This is a genomic window from Phenylobacterium sp. (genome assembly GCF_965284355.1).
Taxonomy (GTDB): Bacteria; Pseudomonadota; Alphaproteobacteria; order Caulobacterales; family Caulobacteraceae; genus Phenylobacterium.
In genome coordinates, this window is sequence record NZ_OZ260078.1 from 3,458,010 (window position 1) to 3,475,798 (window position 17,789).

At 69.5% G+C, this 17,789-nt stretch carries 20 protein-coding genes; 11 read left to right on the forward strand and 9 right to left on the reverse strand.

The annotated features are described in order from the left end of the window. The first annotated feature begins 1 nt into the window (after position 1). The 4 genes from ACQ66R_RS17015 to ACQ66R_RS17030 all read left to right on the forward strand — a co-directional run bounded on the left by ACQ66R_RS17015 (position 2) and on the right by ACQ66R_RS17030 (position 3,865). Complete coding sequence (locus ACQ66R_RS17015; RefSeq protein WP_430423878.1) at positions 2-1,411, forward strand: FAD-binding oxidoreductase; 1,410 nt, start codon at positions 2-4, stop codon at positions 1,409-1,411. 44 nt (positions 1,412-1,455) lie between these two features. Further along, entirely contained in the window at positions 1,456-2,256 is an 801-nt protein-coding gene (yaaA, locus tag ACQ66R_RS17020; protein ID WP_430423879.1) for a peroxide stress protein YaaA, read from the forward strand. A 94-nt stretch (positions 2,257-2,350) separates the two neighbouring features. After that, positions 2,351-2,773, forward strand: coding sequence for a nuclear transport factor 2 family protein (locus tag ACQ66R_RS17025; RefSeq protein ID WP_430423880.1), 423 nt, complete (start codon positions 2,351-2,353; stop codon positions 2,771-2,773). Between the two features lie 108 nt (positions 2,774-2,881). Then, positions 2,882-3,865: an NAD(P)H-dependent flavin oxidoreductase gene (locus ACQ66R_RS17030; protein WP_430423881.1), complete on the forward strand. Its 984-nt coding sequence runs from the start codon at positions 2,882-2,884 to the stop codon at positions 3,863-3,865. On the opposite strand, the gene ACQ66R_RS17035 is transcribed toward ACQ66R_RS17030, so the two are convergent. Together ACQ66R_RS17035 and ACQ66R_RS17040 are read right to left on the reverse strand one after the other, a co-directional pair. Continuing rightward, positions 3,866-4,291, reverse strand: coding sequence for an ester cyclase (locus tag ACQ66R_RS17035; protein ID WP_430423882.1), 426 nt, complete (start codon positions 4,289-4,291; stop codon positions 3,866-3,868). Continuing rightward, positions 4,288-4,803 carry a glycine cleavage system protein R gene (locus tag ACQ66R_RS17040; protein ID WP_430423883.1) on the reverse strand — a complete coding sequence of 172 codons (516 nt, stop codon included), beginning with the start codon at positions 4,801-4,803 and terminating at the stop codon, positions 4,288-4,290. The genes ACQ66R_RS17035 and ACQ66R_RS17040 overlap by 4 nt, the downstream gene beginning before the upstream one ends. A gap of 246 nt (positions 4,804-5,049) precedes the next feature. On the opposite strand from ACQ66R_RS17040, the gene ACQ66R_RS17045 reads away from it, so the two are divergent. After that, complete coding sequence (locus ACQ66R_RS17045; protein WP_430423884.1) at positions 5,050-6,000, forward strand: choice-of-anchor A family protein; 951 nt, start codon at positions 5,050-5,052, stop codon at positions 5,998-6,000. Between the two features lie 7 nt (positions 6,001-6,007). On the opposite strand, the gene ACQ66R_RS17050 is transcribed toward ACQ66R_RS17045, so the two are convergent. Then, complete coding sequence (locus ACQ66R_RS17050) at positions 6,008-6,580, reverse strand: YbjN domain-containing protein (protein WP_430423885.1); 573 nt, start codon at positions 6,578-6,580, stop codon at positions 6,008-6,010. Positions 6,581-6,704: 124 nt separating this feature from the next. On the opposite strand from ACQ66R_RS17050, the gene ACQ66R_RS17055 reads away from it, so the two are divergent. From ACQ66R_RS17055 to ACQ66R_RS17070, 4 genes are all read left to right on the forward strand, one after another. Then, complete coding sequence (locus ACQ66R_RS17055) at positions 6,705-7,673, forward strand: SPFH domain-containing protein (RefSeq protein ID WP_430423886.1); 969 nt, start codon at positions 6,705-6,707, stop codon at positions 7,671-7,673. 6 nt (positions 7,674-7,679) lie between these two features. Beyond that, a complete protein-coding gene (locus tag ACQ66R_RS17060; protein WP_430423887.1) occupies positions 7,680-8,138 on the forward strand; it encodes an NfeD family protein in 459 nt (152 codons plus the stop codon). 177 nt (positions 8,139-8,315) lie between these two features. Continuing rightward, complete coding sequence (locus tag ACQ66R_RS17065) at positions 8,316-9,638, forward strand: hypothetical protein (protein WP_430423888.1); 1,323 nt, start codon at positions 8,316-8,318, stop codon at positions 9,636-9,638. Positions 9,639-9,774: 136 nt separating this feature from the next. Next, complete coding sequence (locus ACQ66R_RS17070) at positions 9,775-10,065, forward strand: DUF1330 domain-containing protein (RefSeq protein ID WP_430423889.1); 291 nt, start codon at positions 9,775-9,777, stop codon at positions 10,063-10,065. A gap of 69 nt (positions 10,066-10,134) precedes the next feature. Here the strand turns inward: ACQ66R_RS17070 and ACQ66R_RS17075 are convergent, their stop codons facing one another. The 5 genes from ACQ66R_RS17075 to ACQ66R_RS17095 form a co-directional block, all read right to left on the reverse strand. Continuing rightward, positions 10,135-11,679 (reverse strand): acetolactate synthase large subunit, encoded by a 1,545-nt coding sequence (locus ACQ66R_RS17075; protein WP_430423890.1) that lies wholly within the window; start codon positions 11,677-11,679, stop codon positions 10,135-10,137. Between the two features lie 11 nt (positions 11,680-11,690). Next, a complete protein-coding gene (locus ACQ66R_RS17080; RefSeq protein WP_430423891.1) occupies positions 11,691-13,466 on the reverse strand; it encodes a feruloyl-CoA synthase in 1,776 nt (591 codons plus the stop codon). 83 nt (positions 13,467-13,549) lie between these two features. After that, on the reverse strand, positions 13,550-14,533 hold the full coding sequence (locus ACQ66R_RS17085) for an NADP-dependent oxidoreductase (RefSeq protein WP_430423892.1): 984 nt from the start codon (positions 14,531-14,533) through the stop codon (positions 13,550-13,552). Between the two features lie 24 nt (positions 14,534-14,557). Next, a complete protein-coding gene (locus ACQ66R_RS17090) occupies positions 14,558-15,343 on the reverse strand; it encodes a glutathione S-transferase family protein (RefSeq protein WP_430423893.1) in 786 nt (261 codons plus the stop codon). A 50-nt stretch (positions 15,344-15,393) separates the two neighbouring features. Next, the gene (locus tag ACQ66R_RS17095; RefSeq protein ID WP_430423894.1) at positions 15,394-15,984 is read right to left on the reverse strand and encodes a TetR/AcrR family transcriptional regulator; all 591 of its coding nucleotides are present in this window, start codon (positions 15,982-15,984) and stop codon (positions 15,394-15,396) included. Between the two features lie 74 nt (positions 15,985-16,058). On the opposite strand from ACQ66R_RS17095, the gene ACQ66R_RS17100 reads away from it, so the two are divergent. Next, positions 16,059-16,526, forward strand: coding sequence for a GFA family protein (locus ACQ66R_RS17100; protein ID WP_430423895.1), 468 nt, complete (start codon positions 16,059-16,061; stop codon positions 16,524-16,526). Here the strand turns inward: ACQ66R_RS17100 and ACQ66R_RS17105 are convergent. After that, positions 16,523-17,098: a GNAT family N-acetyltransferase gene (locus ACQ66R_RS17105; protein ID WP_430423896.1), complete on the reverse strand. Its 576-nt coding sequence runs from the start codon at positions 17,096-17,098 to the stop codon at positions 16,523-16,525. The genes ACQ66R_RS17100 and ACQ66R_RS17105 overlap by 4 nt on opposite strands. A 125-nt stretch (positions 17,099-17,223) precedes the next feature. On the opposite strand from ACQ66R_RS17105, the gene ACQ66R_RS17110 reads away from it, so the two are divergent. Beyond that, a complete protein-coding gene (locus ACQ66R_RS17110; RefSeq protein ID WP_430423897.1) occupies positions 17,224-17,787 on the forward strand; it encodes a VOC family protein in 564 nt (187 codons plus the stop codon). Positions 17,788-17,789 lie beyond the last annotated feature (2 nt).

The following is a 17,789-nucleotide window of genomic DNA, read 5'->3' on the forward strand; positions in this document are numbered from 1 at the left end:
TATGACCGCCCCAGTCCCCGCCGATGTGATCTCGCGCCTGAAAGCCGTGCTGGGCGAGGGCGCCTGGAGCGAGGATCCCGAGCGGATTTCGCCGAAGCTCGTGGAATGGCGGGATCGCTGGGTGGGGCAGACGCCGTTCCTGGCGCTGCCGAAGACGACCGAACAGGTGGCCGCCGTCGTCGGCGTCTGCTTCGAGGCGGGCCAGCCGATCACGACGCAGGGCGGCAACACCGGTCTCGTCGGCGGCCAGATCCCACAGGGCGAGATCCTGCTGTCGACCGAGCGGCTGAAGGCGATCCGGGACGTGGACGCCCGCGATGACGCGCTGGTGGCCGAGGCCGGCGTGACCCTGTCGGAGGTCCATGCCGCGGCGGCCGAGGTGCGCAGGCGCTTCCCGCTGGGGCTGGCGTCGGAAGGCACGGCGACGGTCGGTGGTGTTGTCTCGACCAACGCGGGCGGCACCCAGGTGCTGCGCTATGGGATGACGCGCAACCTGGTGCTGGGCCTGGAGGCCGTGCTGCCGAACGGCGAGGTCTGGAATGGCCTGAAGCGCCTGCGCAAGGACAACACCGGCTACGACCTGAAGCAGCTGCTGATCGGGGCCGAGGGCACGCTGGGCGTCGTCACGGCGGCGGCGCTCAAGCTCTATCCCGTGATGGCGTCCCGGGCGGTGGCGATGATCGGGGTAGGTAGCCCGGAGGATGCGATCACACTGCTCGCGCGGGCCAAGGACGAGACGGGCGGAGCCGTCGAGGCCTTCGAGCTGATGGGCCGCCTGGGCATCGACTTTGCGCTGCGCAACATCGCCGGCACGCGCGATCCGCTGGCGGGGCCGCACCCCTGGTACGTACTGGCCGAGTTTTCTTCCGGCGAGCCCGGGTCGGCCGAGGCCGCCATGGAGCGGTTCCTGGCCGAGGGGCTTGAGGCCGGGCTGGTCCGCGACGCCGTCGTGGCGCAGACCGAAACCCAAGCCAAGGCCCTGTGGGCCATCCGCGAGAACCAGTCGCCGGCCCAGAAGCCGGAGGGCGCGACCTGGAAGCACGACGTCTCGGTGCCCGTGAGCTGCGTCCCGGCCTTCCTGGCCGAGGCGACGGCGGCCATGGAAGCCTTCGCGCCGGGCGCCAGGATCGCCGCCTTCGGCCATGTGGGCGACGGCAACATCCACTACGACGTGCTGCGGCCCGACGGCGGTTCGGACGCCGAACATGCGGCGAAGCGCGACGCCGGCTCGCGGATCGTTCACGACCTGGTGGCGAGGCTGGGCGGCTCGATCAGCGCCGAACATGGCCTGGGCGCGATGAAGACGGCCGAGGGCGCGCGCTACAAATCTCAGGTCGAGCTGGAGGCGCAGCGGGCGATCCGGCAGGCGCTGGACCCCAGGCGCATCCTGAACCCCCGCGTGCTCTTCTAGCGCCACCCTTGCCGCCCCGGCCAAGTCGCGGCAAAGGTCGCTCGATGCTGATCGTGCTCTCCCCGGCCAAGGCGCTGAACTTCACGGCTCCGCCGGCCGCCGCCCCCCTGACCGCGCCGCAGCTGGCCGACCAGACCGCTGAACTCGCCAAGACCACGAAGAAGCTGCGGGTCGTCGACCTGAAGCGGATGATGGATCTGTCCGACGCCCTGGCGAAGCTGAACCGCGAGCGGTTCCAGGCCTTCGATCCCGAAAGCGACGACGGGCTGCAGGCGGCGTTCGCGTTCAACGGCGATGTCTATCTGGGTCTGAAGGCGCGCGAGCTGGACAAGAAGGCGCTCGCCTGGGCGCAGGACCGGGTTCGCATCCTGTCGGGACTGTATGGCGTGCTTCGGCCCATGGACGCGATCCAGCCCTACCGGCTGGAGATGGGCGTGCGGATCAAGACCAAGCGCGGCGGCAGCCTCTACGACTTCTGGGGACCGCGCATCTCCGAGCAACTGAACGCTGCGGCCGAGAGCCACAAGGACAAGACGCTCGTGAACTGCGCCAGCACCGAGTATTTCGGCGCGGTGGACCGCGCGGCCTTGAAGCTGCCGGTCGTGAGTTGCCGGTTCGTCGAGGAGAAGGACGGCGAGGGCCGGGTGATCTCGTTCTTCGCCAAGCGCGCCCGCGGCGCCATGGCCCGCTACGCCATCGACCACAGGATCGACAGGGCCGCCGACCTGCGGGCCTTCAACACGGACGGCTACATGTATCAGGCCCACCTCTCCTCCGACGAGGAGTTCGTCTTCACCCGGCCTCAGCCTCCGCCGGCGACCGCCGGCCGCAAGAAGGACGCCTGACAGCGGCAGGGCCGCGGGGGAGCATCGGGTGGTGCTTTGACCGACGCGCGCCGTGCGGACAAATGTCCGGAGTTGCTTGCGGGAGGCGCCGCCCATGAGACGCATCCTGATCGCCCTGGTGGCGGCCCTGGTCACGCCCGCCGCCGCCGCGCCTTCGGCTCGCGCCGTGGTCGAGGCCAAGTTCGCCGCCGTGAACCGCCACGCCGTGGCCGATGTGGTGGCGCTCTACGCCCCCGATGCGGTGGTGACGGCGTCCGACTTCTGCGCGCCGCGCCGGGGCCGGGACGACGTGCGCCGCACCTACGAGGCGATCATCGGCGGCGTGCCCGACGTGGTGGCCGACGTTCAGGAGATGATCGTCGAGGGCGACCGTGTCGCGGTGAAGTTCGTGGTTCGCAGCCGGATTGCTGGCCGCGCGTTCGACGTGCCGATCCTGGATCTCTTCACCGTGCGCGACGGCCTGATCGTTCGCGACGACGGGATCTTCGACAATCGCGGATGCGCCTGTACGCCCTGAGACAGGGACGAGGCGGCGGCCGACCGCAGGGACTGACCTCGCGTCACGGTTTCCATTGATAACCTGCGGCGCCATGCTTCCCGGCAACAAGACACGGGAGGACGTCCGATGACCCTGCACACTCCGCTATGCGACCTGCTGGGCGTGAAGCATCCGATCATGCTGGCTGGCATGGGCGGGGTCTCGTACGCCGAACTGGTCGCGGCCGTGTCGAACGCCGGCGGCTATGGCGTACTGGGCATGGCCGGAACCACGCCGGACTTCATCCGCGAACAGATGCGCCAGGTGAAACGCCTGACCGACAAGCCGTTCGGGGTCGACCTGCTGGCGGCGAGCCCGGAGAGCCTGACCGCCTCGGTGGAGATCATCATCGAGGAGGGCGCCTCGTCGTTCGTGGCGGGCCTGGGCGTGCCGATGCCGATCATGGAAAAGCTGAAGAAGGCCGGCCTCAAAGTCATGGTCGTCTGCGGCGCGGTGAAGCACGCGGTGAAGGCCGAGCAGGCCGGCTGTGACGCGGTGATCTGCCAGGGCGGCGAAGGCGGCGGGCATACGGGCCTGGTCGGCACCCTGCCGCTGGTGGCTCAGGCGGTCGAGGCGGTGAAGATCCCGGTGGTCGCTGCGGGCGGCCTCTATGACGGCCGAGGCCTGGCGGCGGCGTTGAGCCTGGGCGCCGTCGGCGTCTGGATGGGCACGCGCTTCATCGCCAGCCAGGAGGCCCACGCGGGTCAGATGTATCGGGACGTGATCCTGCAGGCGACCGACGAGGACACGATCCGCACCCGCAGCTACTCGGGCAAGCCGATGCGGGTGAAGAAGAACCCCTACGTCGAAGACTGGGAGAAGCGGCCGCAGGACATCCAGCCGTTTCCGCAACAGGCCATGCTGTCCAGCCGGGCCGGGGTCATGGGCGGCATCGGCGGCCAGATCGAGGGCCTGGACGAGGACCGCTCGTGCTTCGCCATGGGCCAGTCGGCGGGCGGCGTGCGGGACATCCCGACGGCCGGTGAGATCGTGACGCGCCTGATCTCGGAAGCCGAGGCGGCGATCGACAAGGTGGCCGCGATCCGGAAGGGCTCGGGCGTCCCGGCCTAGCTAGACGCCCAGGGCGCGGCCGACCGCGCCGGGATCGAAGAACGGCCGCTCGCAGACGATCTTGTCCGACCCGGGCGCGAACTCGAAGCTGGCCGCCATTCGGACCCGGAAGGTCTTGCCGGTCGGCTCGATCACACCCTTGGACGTCCGCAGCGGACCCAGGTGGGTGCCGGTCAGCCAGAACTCGACCAGCACGGTGTCGCCGTCGTGGGCCAGGGCGATGATCTCGTTGCCCTGGTCGGGGAAGGGCGTGCGCGAGGCGGCGAAATAGCCGCGAACGGCCGCCTCGCCGTCGAACACCGCGCCCGACGCCATCTCGTAGCGCGGGTGGTCGAAGGTGGCGATCACGCCGTCCCAGTCGTGGGTGACCTCCAGCGCCATGTGGTCGCGTACGGTCTGCAGGCGGCGCTGGGCGAGGTCGGTCATGCGGGCTCCAGCGACAGGTCGACCATGATCTCGGCCGAGATAGCTTCCAGCGCATCCTGGACGGCGGCGGCGTCGAGGCCGGGCGGCAGGCGCAGGGCGGCGTTCAGATTGAACAAGGGCGCCCCCGAATGAGGTTCGGAGGTGATCTCGGTGCGCAACGTCTCGATGTTCACGTCCAGGCCGCTCAGCACCCCGGTGACCTGACGCACGATTCCCAGCCGGTCCTGTCCCACGAGACTGAGGCGCAGGGCCTCGCCCGTGGCGCCCGGCCCCTCGACGGCGCTGGCGATACGCACTTCCAGGCCCTTGGCGTCCACGGCCTGGACCGCTGCGCGCAGCGCATCGATCCGCCCGGCGTCCAGCGCGATGAGCACCGAGCCCACGTACAGCCCGCCCAGCTGGCTGAGATGGCCTTCCAGCCAGTTGCCGCCGGCGGAGAAGACCGCATCGGCGAGCGCCTCCGTCAGGCCGGGCCGGTCGCTTCCGATCACGCTCAGGATCACCGAAGGCATCTGGATCTCTCTCTTGGGGGCGCGGCCTTCCTCTAGCAGAGGCCGGACGCACGGCGCGACCCCGAACCGGCCGGCCCGCGATCCCCTGCGGCGCGCGAGGGGGCTGGAAATCCGACAGACCGGCGCAGACATTGTGCAGCCTCAGCCGGCCCGCTCTCGCTCCGCGCGCATTGACTCCCCTGTCGCCCGCAACGGCTTGAAGACTGGTGAAGCTCAGCTAGAAGGCGCGTCTCTCCAGGGGACATCATGCGTAAGCTTCTCATCGCCGCGGCCTTCGCCGCCGCTCTGGCCACACCGGCCGCCGCCGAAACCGCCGCCGATTTCAACCTCTTCGTGCTGGGCAACTTCCACGCCGTGGGCTCGGACGAGGAAGGCCGTGTCGCCGTGGGCGGCGACTTCTATGCGCGCGGCCATTCGGTGGGCCTGCTCGCGGACCATGGCGACGTGAACCTCGTGGTGGGCGGCAATCTGAACGCCAAGAACGGTTCCGCATACGGCGACACGATTGTGGGCGGCACGGTCACGACCGATTCGAGCTGGGCGCCCAGCAACATCCTGGCGTCGGGCACGGCCCTGCCGGTGGATTTCGCCGCCGAGGGCGAGCGCCTGCGCGACCTGGCCGACACGCTGCAGGGCTATGCCGACACCGGCACGACCACCTACCAGTATTGCAGCAGCTGCCAGATCACGCTGACCGGCGCTCTGTCGGGCCTGAACGTGTTCACGATCGACGGCTCGAAGCTGGCCACCGCCAACACCTTCAAGATCTACCTTCCGTCGGACGGCTACGCCCTGATCAACGTGACGGGCACGACGGGCAAGTTCGCCAACGCCGGCATGTTCTTCAACGACCAGTTCCTGGACGTGAGCCGCCAGGCCCTGGGCTCGCGCATGCTGTGGAACTACGCCGACGCCACCTCGCTGGACTTCCGTGGCATCGCCATGGCGGGTTCGGTTCTGGCGCCCAACGCCGACTACGTGGGCGGGCCGGGCGTGGTCTTCGGCCAGATGGTGGTGAAGAGCTTCGGCGGTCAGGACTGGAACGTCACCCAGATCAACAACGTCAAGGACGGCACGGGTCTCCTGAACCCGCCGCCGACGACCGCCGTGCCCGAGCCCGGCGCGTGGCTGCTGATGATCCTGGGCTTCGGCGCCATGGGCGCGACGCTGCGCCGTCGTAGGGCTGCGCTGGCCTGATCGGGCTCTAGGCGGCGTTGGCCAGGTAGCCGACGGGGTCGCGCATGAAGTCGCGGCCATCGGCCAGGCACCCCTGCCACGCCAGCAGGTGGGTCGCGGCGTCGTCGCGGGTCATGCTGCGGAACAGGATCGCCGAATAGACCACGTGCGGGACGCCGCCCCGGTCCTGATAGACCCGGCACATCACCGAGGTCTGGTTGAAGGCGTTCATCTGCGCCGTGGTCGCGGGGCCCCGCTCCATGGCGTTGTCCAGCAGCACCGCCTTGCAGGCGCGGCCCTGAGGCGTGCATCCGGCGAACTGCATCGAGAACGACGCAGCGGTCGAGGTGACGGCCACGAAGACGGCGTCCTCCTCCTTGCGACTGGTCTGCGCCTTGGCGCCCGCGGCGGCCAGCAGGTCCATGAACGACTGCGGGTTGGTCGCATCGAACGGGGCGGCCGGCGCGCCGGGCTTGGCCACCGGCTTGGCGGCCGGCGTCGGGGTCTTGGCAGGCGCGGCCTTGGCGGCGGGGGGCTTCGCCGGAGCTGCGGCCAGGCAGGCGAGGGCGGCGGGCACGATCAGGAGGGCGCGAAGCGTCATATCGGACCGCTACCATCGCTGCGACCTGGGCGCGAGCATGGCGGGCGCGTGTCCGTCCGGTTTCCGTAGCGGCGGGCCGCAGGCGCGGATAAGCTCGACCTCAGGGCTTTGGGGGAGACATGCAATGGGTTTGATCGTCGCCGGAATTTTCCTGGTGCTGGCGCTCTTCGTGGCCCTGGGCGCCATCAAGATCGTGCCGCAAGGGCGCGAGTTCACCGTCGAGCAGTTCGGCCGCTACACGCGAACCCTCAAGCCGGGGATCAGCTTCCTGACCCCGTTCGTCGAGGGCATCGGGCGCAAGATCAACATGATGGAGCAGGTGCTGGACGTGCCGCGCCAGGACGTGATCACCAAGGACAACGTCTCGGTCCAGGTGGACGCCATCGTGTTCATCCAGGTGATGGACGCCGCCGCCGCCGCCTATCGCGTCACCAACCTGGATTTCGCCATCACCCAGCTGACCATGACCAACCTGCGGACCGTGGTCGGCAACATGGAACTGGACGAGGTGCTGTCGCAGCGCGACCAGATCAACAGCCGCCTGCTCTCGGTCATCGACGAGGCCACCAGCCCCTGGGGCGTGAAGGTGGCGCGGATCGAGATCAAGGACCTGCAGCCGCCGCCGGACATCACCAACGCCATGGCCCGGCAGATGAAGGCCGAACGCGAGCGGCGCGCGGTGATCACCGAGGCCGACGGCGAGAAGCAGGCCGCCATCACGGTGGCCGAGGGCCAGAAGCAGTCGGCGATCCTGCAGGCCGAGGGCCGACGCGAAGCCGCGTTCCGCGACGCCGAGGCCCGCGAACGCGCCGCCGCCGCCGAGGCCAAGGCCACCGAGCTGGTGTCGAACGCCATCGCCGCCGGCGACGTGAACGCCATCAACTACTTCGTCGCCCAGAAGTACGTGGAAGCGTTCGCCAAGCTGGCCGAGAGTCCGCAGCAGAAGACCGTCATCGTCCCGGCCGACATGGGGTCGCTGGTCGGCTCCATCGCGGGTATCGGCGAGCTGGTGAAGTCCATCAACGCCGAAGGGCCAGCCCCGCGGGCGCCTTCGCCGCCTCGCAGCCGGGCGACGCCGACCACGGGAGCCTAGCGCGCCATGGACACGATCCTCGGGATTGTCGCCGATCAGCCGTTCTGGCTGTGGGCCGGCCTCGCGGCGGCCCTGCTGGCCGCCGAGATCGCGACCGGGTCGGGCTGGCTGCTCTGGGCGGCGGCCTCGGCGGCGGTCACGGCGGTGCTGGTGGCGTTGCTGGGCCCGTCGCATCCGACGGCGATCCTGATCTTCGCCGGCCTGACGATCGCCTCGACCCTGCTGGCGCGCCGCTATCTGCCACGGCCCGCCGACGCGCCGGGCGGCGACATCAACGACAACATCGCCCGGCTGATCGGTCATCGCGGCGCGGCCGTGAGCGCGTTCCAGCGACGTGCTGGCCGGGTGTTCGTCGATGGCAAGGAGTGGGCCGCTGAACTGGACGACGGCGAAGCGCTGGAAGCCGGCGCCAGCGTCGAGGTTGTGGGGGTCGACGGCGCCCGCCTGAGGGTGCGTCGCGCCTAGAGATCATTGGTACGACAGCGCTTGTTGAGCGCAGCCTAAGTGCTTGGAAATGTGTCACACTTCGGCCCGGTTCCTGAGCCAGCTTGACCCCGTAGTGTTCGCGGCGCTTATAACGCGCAAAACCATGACCTGAGGGACCTGGGCCCGAGGGAAACAAACGTCCAGGAGATGACACAGGTGAAGACGCCCAAAGCCATCGGGTTGCTGATGGCGCTGCTTGCCATGACGCTCACGCCGGCGGCCGCCGTTTCGCAGAAGAAGGCCGCGTCCGCGGTGCCGGAAGCCGCTCGCAAGGCCGGCATGGCCGAGGCGCCCGCCGTTTTGGCGGCCGCCAACGTGCCCTGCCAGTTGTCCGACGCCCGCAAGATCGGCGAGGATAAGAAGACGAAGACGGCTTACTACGAAGTGGCCTGCGCTCCGGGCGCGATGGGCTACGTCCTGCAGGCTCCGGCCGGCGCTCCGGCCACCATCTACAGCTGCGTCGAAGCCAACACGCCGCCGGCCCCGGGCCAGCCGCCGTCGGCGCCGTGCCTGCTGCCGGGCAACTCCGACCCGAAGGTCCCGCTTCAGGCGATGATCAAGGCCAGCGGCTTCGAGTGTCTGCCCGAGCAGGCGCGCGGCATCGGCCAGACCAAGACCAGCACCTACCTGGAAGTCGCCTGCCAGGGCGGCGCGGGCTACATCGTGGTCGCCAGCGTTCCGTTCGACGGCGCCAAGCCGGCCCAGGTGCAGAGCTGCCTGATGTACGACGACGCCGAGACCAACATTAAGTGCGCCCTCGGCGACAAGGCCACACGCCTGGCGGTGATCGACAAGTACGCGGGCATGGCCAACAACGGCTGCACCGTGAAGGACAAGCGCTTCGTGGGCGTGTCGAAGGACAACTCCACCTTCTACGAAGCCGCCTGCGAGAACGGCAAGGGCTACATCTACAAGGTGGCCGCGGCCGGCACGCTGACCGAGGCCTATGAGTGCGCCAAGGCGACCTCGATCCTCGGCGGCTGCACGCTGACCGATGCTCGCCAGGCGCAGAACGAACAAGCCGCGCTCTACACCAGCCTGTCGACCAAGGCCGGCGGCAAGTGCGATGTCGAGAAGTACGCCCTCTTCCCGTCGCGCAACCCGCGTGAGGAAGTGGTCGAGATGGTCTGCAAGGACGGCACGGGCGCCATCGGCATCTTCCCGGCCGGTTCGAAGGGCCAGGTGCTGGACTGCGGCCGGGCGCCGGTGGCGGGCTACAAGTGCTCGCTGGCCAAGGACGTCACGGGGTATACGGCGCTGACCGCCGACCTGAAGAAGTTCAAGGCCGACACCACCTGCCAGGTCTCGGAAAGCCGTGTCGTCGGCAAGACCGCGACGGGCACGACCTATGTGGAAGTGGCCTGCGCCGACAAGTTCAAGGGCTACATCATCGAGTACCAGAGCCAACCGGTGGTGAACCCCATCGCGGTCACCGGCTGCGCGTTGACCCGCGACTGCAAGCTGGCTGGCAATACCTGAAGCCGGACCCGAGACGAGACGAACGAGGCCCGCGGAGCGATCCGCGGGCCTTTTTCGTGGGCGGCCGACGTGAGGGGCTTGGCGGACGTCGCGGAAAGACCCGAGGTTGCGCGTCCCATACCTCATGGAGCGCGCGATGCCCGCCTACGCCATCTTCATCAAGAACAGCACCAAGGACGCCGAGGAGCTGAAGGTCTACGCCCAGAAGGCCGGTGCGGCCCGCGGCGACCACAAGATCACCCCCCTGGCGTACTACGGCCCGCTGGAAGTGATGGAGGGCGATCCGGCCGAGGGCGTCGTCCTGCTGCAGTTCCCCGACATGGCCGCCGCCAAGGCCTGGTATGGCAGCCCGGCCTACCAGGACGCCAAGGCTCACCGGCTGAAGGGCGCAGACTATCGCGTGATCTTCGCGGAAGGCCTGGGCTGAGCCGCCGACGGCCATCTACAGATCGGGGACGTCACCCCGGCGTTGCGCCGGGGATGACGTTCGTCCGACCTAGATCTTCGCCTCGATGAACATCGGGCCGCGCTGGCCCATGGCGCCGGCGAAGGCTGTTTCGAACTCCTCGGCCGAGGCGCAGCTGACCGCCGGCAGGCCAAGGCCCTTCGCCACCGCCACGAAGTCGATGTTGGGCCCCCCCAGTTCGAGCAGCTTCGCGGCCTGGGGTCCCGCCTTGCCGGCGCCGGTGCGCTCCATCTCCACGTTCAGGATCCGGTACGTGTAGTTGGCGAAGATCACGACGGTGATGTCGAGGTTCTCGCGCGCCATCGTCCAGAGCGCCTGGATCGTGTACATCGCCGCGCCGTCGCCGTTGAGGCTCAGCACCTTGCGGTCGGGCGCGGCCACCGCGGCGCCGATGGCGAGCGGCAGTCCGATCCCGATGGCGCCGCCGGTCAGGGCCAGCACGTCATGCGGCCGCGCCGCCGCCGTGCCGGCCGAGACGCCGGCGCCCGAGGTCACCGCATCGTCGCACAGGATCGCGTGGTCGGGCATGTGGCGGGCGATGGACGCGCCGACGGCATAGGCGGTGAGCTTGCCGGTGGGGCCCGCGTCCGGGATCGCGAGCGACGTGGTCGGGCCGGTCTTGGGCGCGCCCAGCGCATCGGCCAGCGCCGCCAGGCCCACGACCGAGTCCTCGGCGCGCTCAGACAGCGTGAGCTGCGCGCAGCCCTCGGGCACCAGCACGCTGGGTCGGTCGGGGTAGGCGAAGAAGGCCACCGGCAGGGTCGTGCCGGCGAAGACCATCAGGTCGACGCCCTCCAGCTCGGCCAGGGCCATCTCGCCGAAGTACTGCATCTTCTTGGGCGTGAAGCCGCCGGCGCCCTTGGGCTGACGGGCGACGAAGGTGTCGGTGTAGACGGTGACGCCCGCGGCCTGCAGACGCGCGGCCTGGGCCAGCGCCTCGGCGCGGCAGGCTTGGCCGCCCAGTAGGATGACCGGGTTCCGGGACGCCTTGATCGCCTTGGCGGCGGCGTCGACCGCCGCTGAGGGGGGCGCTGGGCGCACCGGCTTCTGGGCCAGGACCACCTCGCCGCTGGCCGGGAGCCAGGCGCTGTCGGCGGGCAGGATCAGGCTGACCGGACCGCCGGGCGGACCGTAGCTGGCGGCGACCGCTTCGGCGGTCACGCTGGCCACCTCATCGGGCCGGTCGGCCGACTTGGTCCAGATGGAGTTGGGCTTCACGAGCGTGGCGATGTCGGAGTTCAGCGGCGCGTCGTATTGGCGGTGGTAGGTGGCGTGGTCGCCGATGACGTTGACGATCGGCGTGAAGGCGCGGCGCGCGTTGTGCAGGTTGGCGACGCCGTTGCCGTAGCCGGGGCCCAAGTGCAGCAGGGTGCAGGCCGGCTTGTCGGCGATGCGGCCATAGCCGTCGGCGGCGCCCGTGGCCACGCCCTCGAACTGGCACAGCACCGGACGCATGGCGGGCACGCCGTCCAGGGCGGCGACGAACTGCATCTCGGACGTGCCGGGGTTGGCGAAGCAGGCGGTGACGTCGTTGACCACCAGGGTCGAGATCAGGGCGTCGGCCCCATTTTTCACGGCGCCAATCATCAGAACACCATCACGTCGGAAGCTGCGGGGACGGCGTAGAGCCGGTCGATGGCCTCGCCGCGACGGGCGCGGGCGAGGCTCTGGGCGATGTAGCCCTTGTCGGTGATTTCCCCCGAACCGGCGTCAGGGCCGTCGGGCAGGACGAGCGCTCGGGCCACCCGGCCGCCGGCGCCCTTGGCGCGCGCGTTGAAGGCCTCAAGGCCCTTTCGGACCGCGGCCTCGATCTCGGGGCGGGGCAGGATTGGGCTGGGGTATAGCAAGAGACCCACGGCCTCCTGGTTCTCGCCGCAGACGACGGCGTCGGTGACCGCGCCGCCGATGGCGTTCAGGGCGCTGATCCGCAAGTCGCCCACCATCACGAACGTGCCGGACGCGAGCTTGAAGTTCTCGGAGATGCGGCCGTCGAAGACGAGCCCGGCGTAGGGATCTTCAGGGTCGGCGAAGCGAGCGGCGTCCCCCAGGCGGTAGTAGCCCTCATCGTCGAACGCCGCGGCCGACTTCTCGGGCTGGTTCAGGTAGCCCTCGGTGACCTGCGGGCCCTTCACGCGGAACTCCAGCTTGCCGGCCTCGGGCAGCAGCCGCACGGAGGTGCCCGGCAGCGGCAGGCCCATCAGCCCCATTCGCCCGTTCGGCCAGTGAACGTTGGAGGCGGTGGGGCCCGTCTCGGTGGCGCCGTAGCCCGAGCCGAAGCTGATCCGCTCGCCGCAGGTGCGGACGGCCACAGCCTGGATGCGGTCGGCGTAGGCCTGGCCCAGGGCCGCGCCGCCGTACTGGAGGAGGCGCACCCGGGAAAAGAAGTTGCGGGCCAGCACCGCGTCGTTCTCCAGCGCCTCGGCGAACAGCATCCAGGCGGCCGGGACCATGTTCTGGTAGGTGGGCGCCACCTCGCGCAGGTTGCGCACGGTCTCGGCGAACTTCGCGCCCGTGGGCTGGCCGGCGTCGATGTACAGCGAGCCGCCGCGGTGGGCCGAGTAGTGCAGGATCGCGTTGGCGCCCAGGGAGTGGCTCCAGGGCGCGGCGTGCACCATCACAGGCGGGTCGGGATCGTCGAAGCAGGCGGTGATCTGGGCCGAGTTGAGGCTCATCGCCCGGTGGGTGCAGATCACGGCCTTGGGCAGGCCCGTGGAGCCCGACGTCAGCAGATACTTGGCGTGCTGGTCCGGGGTCGCGGTGGGGGCGGCGGAGCCTGCGCGATAGAGGTCGGCCAGATCCACGTCGCCGGGGCGGGGGTTGGCGCTGGCGATGACCGGCAGGCCGGCGATGATGTCGGCGCCCAGGCCCTCGGCGAAGAGCGCGGCATCTTCGACGTACACGGCGGCCGGCTTCAGCACCTCGCAGGCGTGGGTCAGCCGCATCAGGTTGGCGCCGGGCAGGCCGTACTGTGGAGACACCGGCGCGACGGGCATGCCCTGGCCCATCGCCGCATAGGACATCAGGGCATGGTCGATGGTGTTGCGGGCCAGGATCAGCAGCGGGCGATCGCCCACGACGCCCAGGTCGCGCAGGCCGGCGGACAAGGCCCCGATCCGCTCCCAGGCCTCTGCGAAGGTCACCGTGCGCCAGACGTCGCCCGAGCGCTCGGCCAGCCAGATCGTGTCGGGTGTGGCGGCGGCCCAGTGGCCAAGCGACGCCGTGGTGGTCTGGAACGCGGTCGAATAAGGCCGAGGGTTGGTGAGGATGATCTCACCTCCCGGCCTGCGGTCGATCACCAGCTCGCGCGGCGCATAGCGCGGGTCGCGGAACGGGGCGGTCGCGATATTGAGCTCGGCGTCCATGGCCGACCGTTACGAGGGCAGGCGGCGAAAGGGAAGCCCCGGGTGGGACCTCTGAGCGCCTGCCCTCTTGATCATGCGGCGCGTCAGTCCGCGGCGCGGACCAGCATCTTGCCGGCGTTCTTGCCGGAGAAGAGGCCGACCAGGGCTTCGGGCGCGCGCTCGAATCCGTCCAGGATCGTCTCCTGGTACTTGAGCTGGCCAGACTTCAGCCAGCCGGTCATGTCGGCCTGGAACTGGGCCTGCAGGTGGGGGAAGTCGCTGGCGACGAAGCCTTCCATCCGCACCCGGCTGTAGATGATGCTGGAGAGGTTCTTCACCCCGACCCGATCGCCGTTGTAGGTCGAGATCATCCCGCAGACCGGGATGCGGCCCCGGACGTTCATCCGCGGGAGGATCGCGTCGAGCTGTTCGCCGCCGACGTTCTCGAAATAGACGTCGATGCCCTTGGGCATGGCCTCGCGGACCGCCTGGGCGAAGGGCTGTTCGCGGTAGTTGATGACGGCGTCCAGGCCGGCGACGTCGCGCAGCCAAGCCGCCTTGTCCGCCGCGCCGGTGGAGCCGGCCACATAGCAACCCTTGATCTTGGCGATCTGGGCCACGACCGAGCCGACAGCGCCGCCGGCCGTGGAGACGAACACCTGCTCGCCGTCCTTCAGCGCGCCGGTCTCGAGCAGGCCGCCATAGGCGGTGATCCCGGTGCCGCCCAGGGCGTGCATGTAGACGCTGAGGGGCAGGGCGGGGTCGGCGTCCAGCTTCTGCAGGCCGCGGCCGTCCGAGACGAACCGCTCCTGCATGCCGTTGAAGTGACGGACCAGGTCGCCTTCCTTGAACGCGGGGTTCATGGATTGGACGACGCGGGCGATGCCGCTGCCCAGCATGGGCGCGTTCAGCGGCTGGTCCACATCCAGACGGGGCCGCATGTAGGGGTCCACCGAGACCAGCAGGGCCTGGAGCTGCACCTGCCCGTCAGCGGCGTCGGGCGTCTCGACCGGAACGACGGCGAAGTCTTCGGCGACCACCATGCCTTGCGGGCGGCGGATGAGCTGGATCTGGCGGGACTGGGTCATGGCTATGGTCTCGGTCGGTAGGGTTTAGCGAGGTTGGCGGGGGCCGGACGGCGCGTGCTTGGGCAGCACCGGCAGATTGCCGATCATGCCATCGGGACGGGCGTTGGCCAGCATGCGCTTGTAGGCCGGGCGGGCCTCAATGCGCGTCTTCCACTCGGCCACTTTCGGGAACTGGGCCACGTCGACGATGTTGAGCGCTGTCGCCACGTTGAGCGGGAACATCATCATGATGTCGGCGGCCGAGAACTCGGCGCCGCCGAACCAGGGATAGCGGGCCAGGTGGTCCTCGGCGAACTGAACGGCCGCTTCCGAGTCGACCAGCGGCGAGCGCGTGGTCGGCGGCTTGGCCATCCAGGCGCGGTAGTCCGAGAACAGGCGCGCGGCCAGAGAGCCCTCGGCGTAGTGCATGAAGAGCAGGTGGTTGGGCAGGTCGCGGCTGTTGTCGGCCGGACGCAGCTTGCCAGCGGCGTGCCGGGTCAGGATCAGGTCGATGATGGCGCCCGACTCCACCAGGATCTGGTCGCCGTACTGCACGGTGGGCGCCATCGGGGCGACCGGGTTGATGGCCCGGATCAGCGCCATCGAGCCCGCCAGGTCGCCGCGCTTGAACTTGAGTTCATAGGGCAGGCCCAGCTCCTCCATCAGCCAGACGATCCGCTCTGAGCGGCGGCCTTCCAGATGGTAGATCGTGATCGGCGGCAGCGGCGCCGCCTTGCTGCCCTTGGCTGCGGCCTGCACAGCCGCCGGCGCGCTCAGCGCCATGGCGCCCAGGAGCCCGATCGAAGCCCGTCGTCCCACGCCCTGCCGCATCGTCTTCCTCCCTTGGCGCCCCTTCCATGAGGCTTAAAGTAACGGTACCGTTACTTGGTGGGTTGCGCAACCTCGCGCGCCTTCAAGGCCTCGGCTGCGGCCATCACCGACAGGGTGATGGTTTCGATCACGTCCTCGTCGTCCTGGCCGTTGCGAACCGCCAGTGCGCCGGCAGTTCCGGCCACCAGGAAGGAGGCCAGATGCTCGGCCGGCCGCTGGGAGATACCGAACACCCGCTGCAGCGCGCGGGCCCAGTTCGCCACGTCCTCGCGCCGCCGCGCCGCCGCCTTCGCCGCCAGCGGGCCGTTGTCGCTGGTGAGCCGCACGAACAGCTCGCCGCTCTCATCCATCCGCCGGAACCAATGGCGCAGGCCGTAACGGATCCAGTCCTCGAAGCTCGCATCGCGGGCGATCTCGTGTTCGACCCGGCTCTCATGCCGGGCCACCTCACGGTCAAAGAGCGCGGCCAGCACCTCGTCGCGGCCGGAGAAGTACCGGTAGCCGAGCGCCCGATTCACACCGCTGCGCGCCGCCACGCCGTCCATGGTCACGGCGGCCACGCCGCACGCGATGACGATCTCGGCCGCGGCGTCCAGGAACCGCTCCCTGCGCTCGGCGCCCTTGAGCCGGGTTTGCTTCATAGCGATCTCATAACACGGCGTTGGCGCGCCACACCGCTTGCGCTCTAGTGGCAGGCGAGAGGGAACCTAGACCGATGGATGAGGTGGCGCTGCCGCTGCACGGCGGATGCTTCTGCGGAGGCGTGCGATATCGGGTGGCGGGCGCGCCCCTCCTGGCCCACGTTTGCCACTGCCATCTCTGTCAGAAGCGCTCGGGCTCAGCCTTCAGCCTGATGGTGCTGGTGCGGACCGAAGACCTGACCGTGGAGGGCGCCTTGGGGACCCGCCGGCGGACGACAGCGCGCGGACGCGAGGTCGACGACAGCGCCTGCCCGGACTGTGGCGCCTACCTGCTGGCCCGAGCGCCGTCAGCCGCCGAGTACACCACGCTGCGCGCCGGCACATTGGACGACGCCGGCTGGGTCAAGCCGATCGCGCAGGTGTGGGTGGAGAGTGCGATTCCGTGGGCCGTGATCCCGGGCGTGCAGCACGCCGACGCTGACACGTTCGACTACTACGCCCTGGGCGAGGCCTGGCGGGCGGGCGCCCCGGCTTTTCGCTAGCGACGGGCGGGACGCAGCATCGGCGTCAGCGGTGGGATGTCCGCCACCTCGATGACGCCCAGGGCCTCGAAGCCGTGGCGCTCGTAGAACGGCACGTTCTTGGGGTCGGAGGCCTCGAGGTAGGCCGTGGCGCCGTCGGCGTCGATCTGGGTCAGCCGGTGTTTCAGCAGCGCCGAGCCTATGCCGCGGCCCTGGCAGCGCGGATCGACGCCCAGGGTCCACAGGTACCAGTGCGGCGAGGTAGGGTGATAGCGATCCATCTCGGCGCGGAACGCGGCCGAGACTTCGGCCGACTCCTCTGTTCCCGGCAGGTTCAAGGCGGCGATGCGGGCCGGTTCGGGCTCGACGCCCGGCGGCATCCAGAGCGCCGCGCCCTCGAAGTCGGCGGCGAGATCGCAGGCGCCGGCGTCCAGGCCGCGCTCGCCCATCGCCAGCACGAACCTGGGCCACCATTCGAGGTGCTCGCTGGCGGTGGTCCACCAGTAGCGGACGATGGGGTCGGCGGCGAAGGCCAGGGTGATGGTGTCGAGCAGGCGGGCCTCGTCGGCCCGCGTCGCGGTGCGGATGTCCATGCGCCTCCCCTGGTCGCCGGTTGATCCGGCTTACGAAGGACATGGCCGCGCGTTTGCGTCCGCGCAAGGCGGGGACGCCGCGGCCACGCTTGAAGTAGGCTTCAGACTGCAGAAGGGGAACGGTCATGGCAAAGCCAGCCAAGTTCGCGCACGTCGTCTACCAGACGCGCCGCTACGACCAGATGATCGCCTGGTATCAGGATGTGTTCGAGGCCACGGTGGTCCACCAGGATCCAGCCCTGGCGTTCCTGACCTACGACGACGAGCACCACCGCTTCGCCTTCGCGAACCTCGATGTGCTGAACCCCGGCGGCGGCGATCAGCGCGGCGGGATCGGGGTGAACCACGTCGCCTACACCTATGCCGACATCGGGGATCTGCTGGCCACCTACAAGCGGCTCAAGGCCAAAGGGATCACGCCCTACTGGCCGATCCATCACGGGCCAACGCTGTCGCTCTACTACCGCGATCCGGACGGCAACCGGATGGAGTTCCAGGTCGACGCCTGTTCGGTGGATGACGCCAACGCCTACATGCGGTCGGACGCCTTCGCGGCGAACCCTATCGGCGTGACGATCGACCCCGACGACCTCCTGGCGCGGCTTGAAGGCGGCGCGGACCCCAACAGCCTGATCACGATGCCGGCTGGTCCGCCGTCGGCCATCCCCGACGCGCACGGCTTCGGCTGACG

Excerpts from the sequence above, each read along its gene's own strand:
- ACQ66R_RS17015 (WP_430423878.1), top strand. The coding sequence starts at position 2 with ATGACCGCCCCAGTCCCCGCCGATGTGATCTCGCGCCTGAAAGCCGTG.
- yaaA (WP_430423879.1), top strand. The coding sequence starts at position 1,456 with ATGCTGATCGTGCTCTCCCCGGCCAAGGCGCTGAACTTCACGGCTCCG.
- ACQ66R_RS17025 (WP_430423880.1), top strand. The coding sequence starts at position 2,351 with ATGAGACGCATCCTGATCGCCCTGGTGGCGGCCCTGGTCACGCCCGCC.
- ACQ66R_RS17030 (WP_430423881.1), top strand. The coding sequence starts at position 2,882 with ATGACCCTGCACACTCCGCTATGCGACCTGCTGGGCGTGAAGCATCCG.
- ACQ66R_RS17035 (WP_430423882.1), bottom strand. The coding sequence starts at position 4,291 with ATGACCGACCTCGCCCAGCGCCGCCTGCAGACCGTACGCGACCACATG.
- ACQ66R_RS17040 (WP_430423883.1), bottom strand. The coding sequence starts at position 4,803 with ATGCCTTCGGTGATCCTGAGCGTGATCGGAAGCGACCGGCCCGGCCTG.
- ACQ66R_RS17045 (WP_430423884.1), top strand. The coding sequence starts at position 5,050 with ATGCGTAAGCTTCTCATCGCCGCGGCCTTCGCCGCCGCTCTGGCCACA.
- ACQ66R_RS17050 (WP_430423885.1), bottom strand. The coding sequence starts at position 6,580 with ATGACGCTTCGCGCCCTCCTGATCGTGCCCGCCGCCCTCGCCTGCCTG.
- ACQ66R_RS17055 (WP_430423886.1), top strand. The coding sequence starts at position 6,705 with ATGGGTTTGATCGTCGCCGGAATTTTCCTGGTGCTGGCGCTCTTCGTG.
- ACQ66R_RS17060 (WP_430423887.1), top strand. The coding sequence starts at position 7,680 with ATGGACACGATCCTCGGGATTGTCGCCGATCAGCCGTTCTGGCTGTGG.
- ACQ66R_RS17070 (WP_430423889.1), top strand. The coding sequence starts at position 9,775 with ATGCCCGCCTACGCCATCTTCATCAAGAACAGCACCAAGGACGCCGAG.
- ACQ66R_RS17080 (WP_430423891.1), bottom strand. The coding sequence starts at position 13,466 with ATGGACGCCGAGCTCAATATCGCGACCGCCCCGTTCCGCGACCCGCGC.
- ACQ66R_RS17085 (WP_430423892.1), bottom strand. The coding sequence starts at position 14,533 with ATGACCCAGTCCCGCCAGATCCAGCTCATCCGCCGCCCGCAAGGCATG.
- ACQ66R_RS17090 (WP_430423893.1), bottom strand. The coding sequence starts at position 15,343 with ATGCGGCAGGGCGTGGGACGACGGGCTTCGATCGGGCTCCTGGGCGCC.
- ACQ66R_RS17095 (WP_430423894.1), bottom strand. The coding sequence starts at position 15,984 with ATGAAGCAAACCCGGCTCAAGGGCGCCGAGCGCAGGGAGCGGTTCCTG.
- ACQ66R_RS17100 (WP_430423895.1), top strand. The coding sequence starts at position 16,059 with ATGGATGAGGTGGCGCTGCCGCTGCACGGCGGATGCTTCTGCGGAGGC.
- ACQ66R_RS17105 (WP_430423896.1), bottom strand. The coding sequence starts at position 17,098 with ATGGACATCCGCACCGCGACGCGGGCCGACGAGGCCCGCCTGCTCGAC.
- ACQ66R_RS17110 (WP_430423897.1), top strand. The coding sequence starts at position 17,224 with ATGGCAAAGCCAGCCAAGTTCGCGCACGTCGTCTACCAGACGCGCCGC.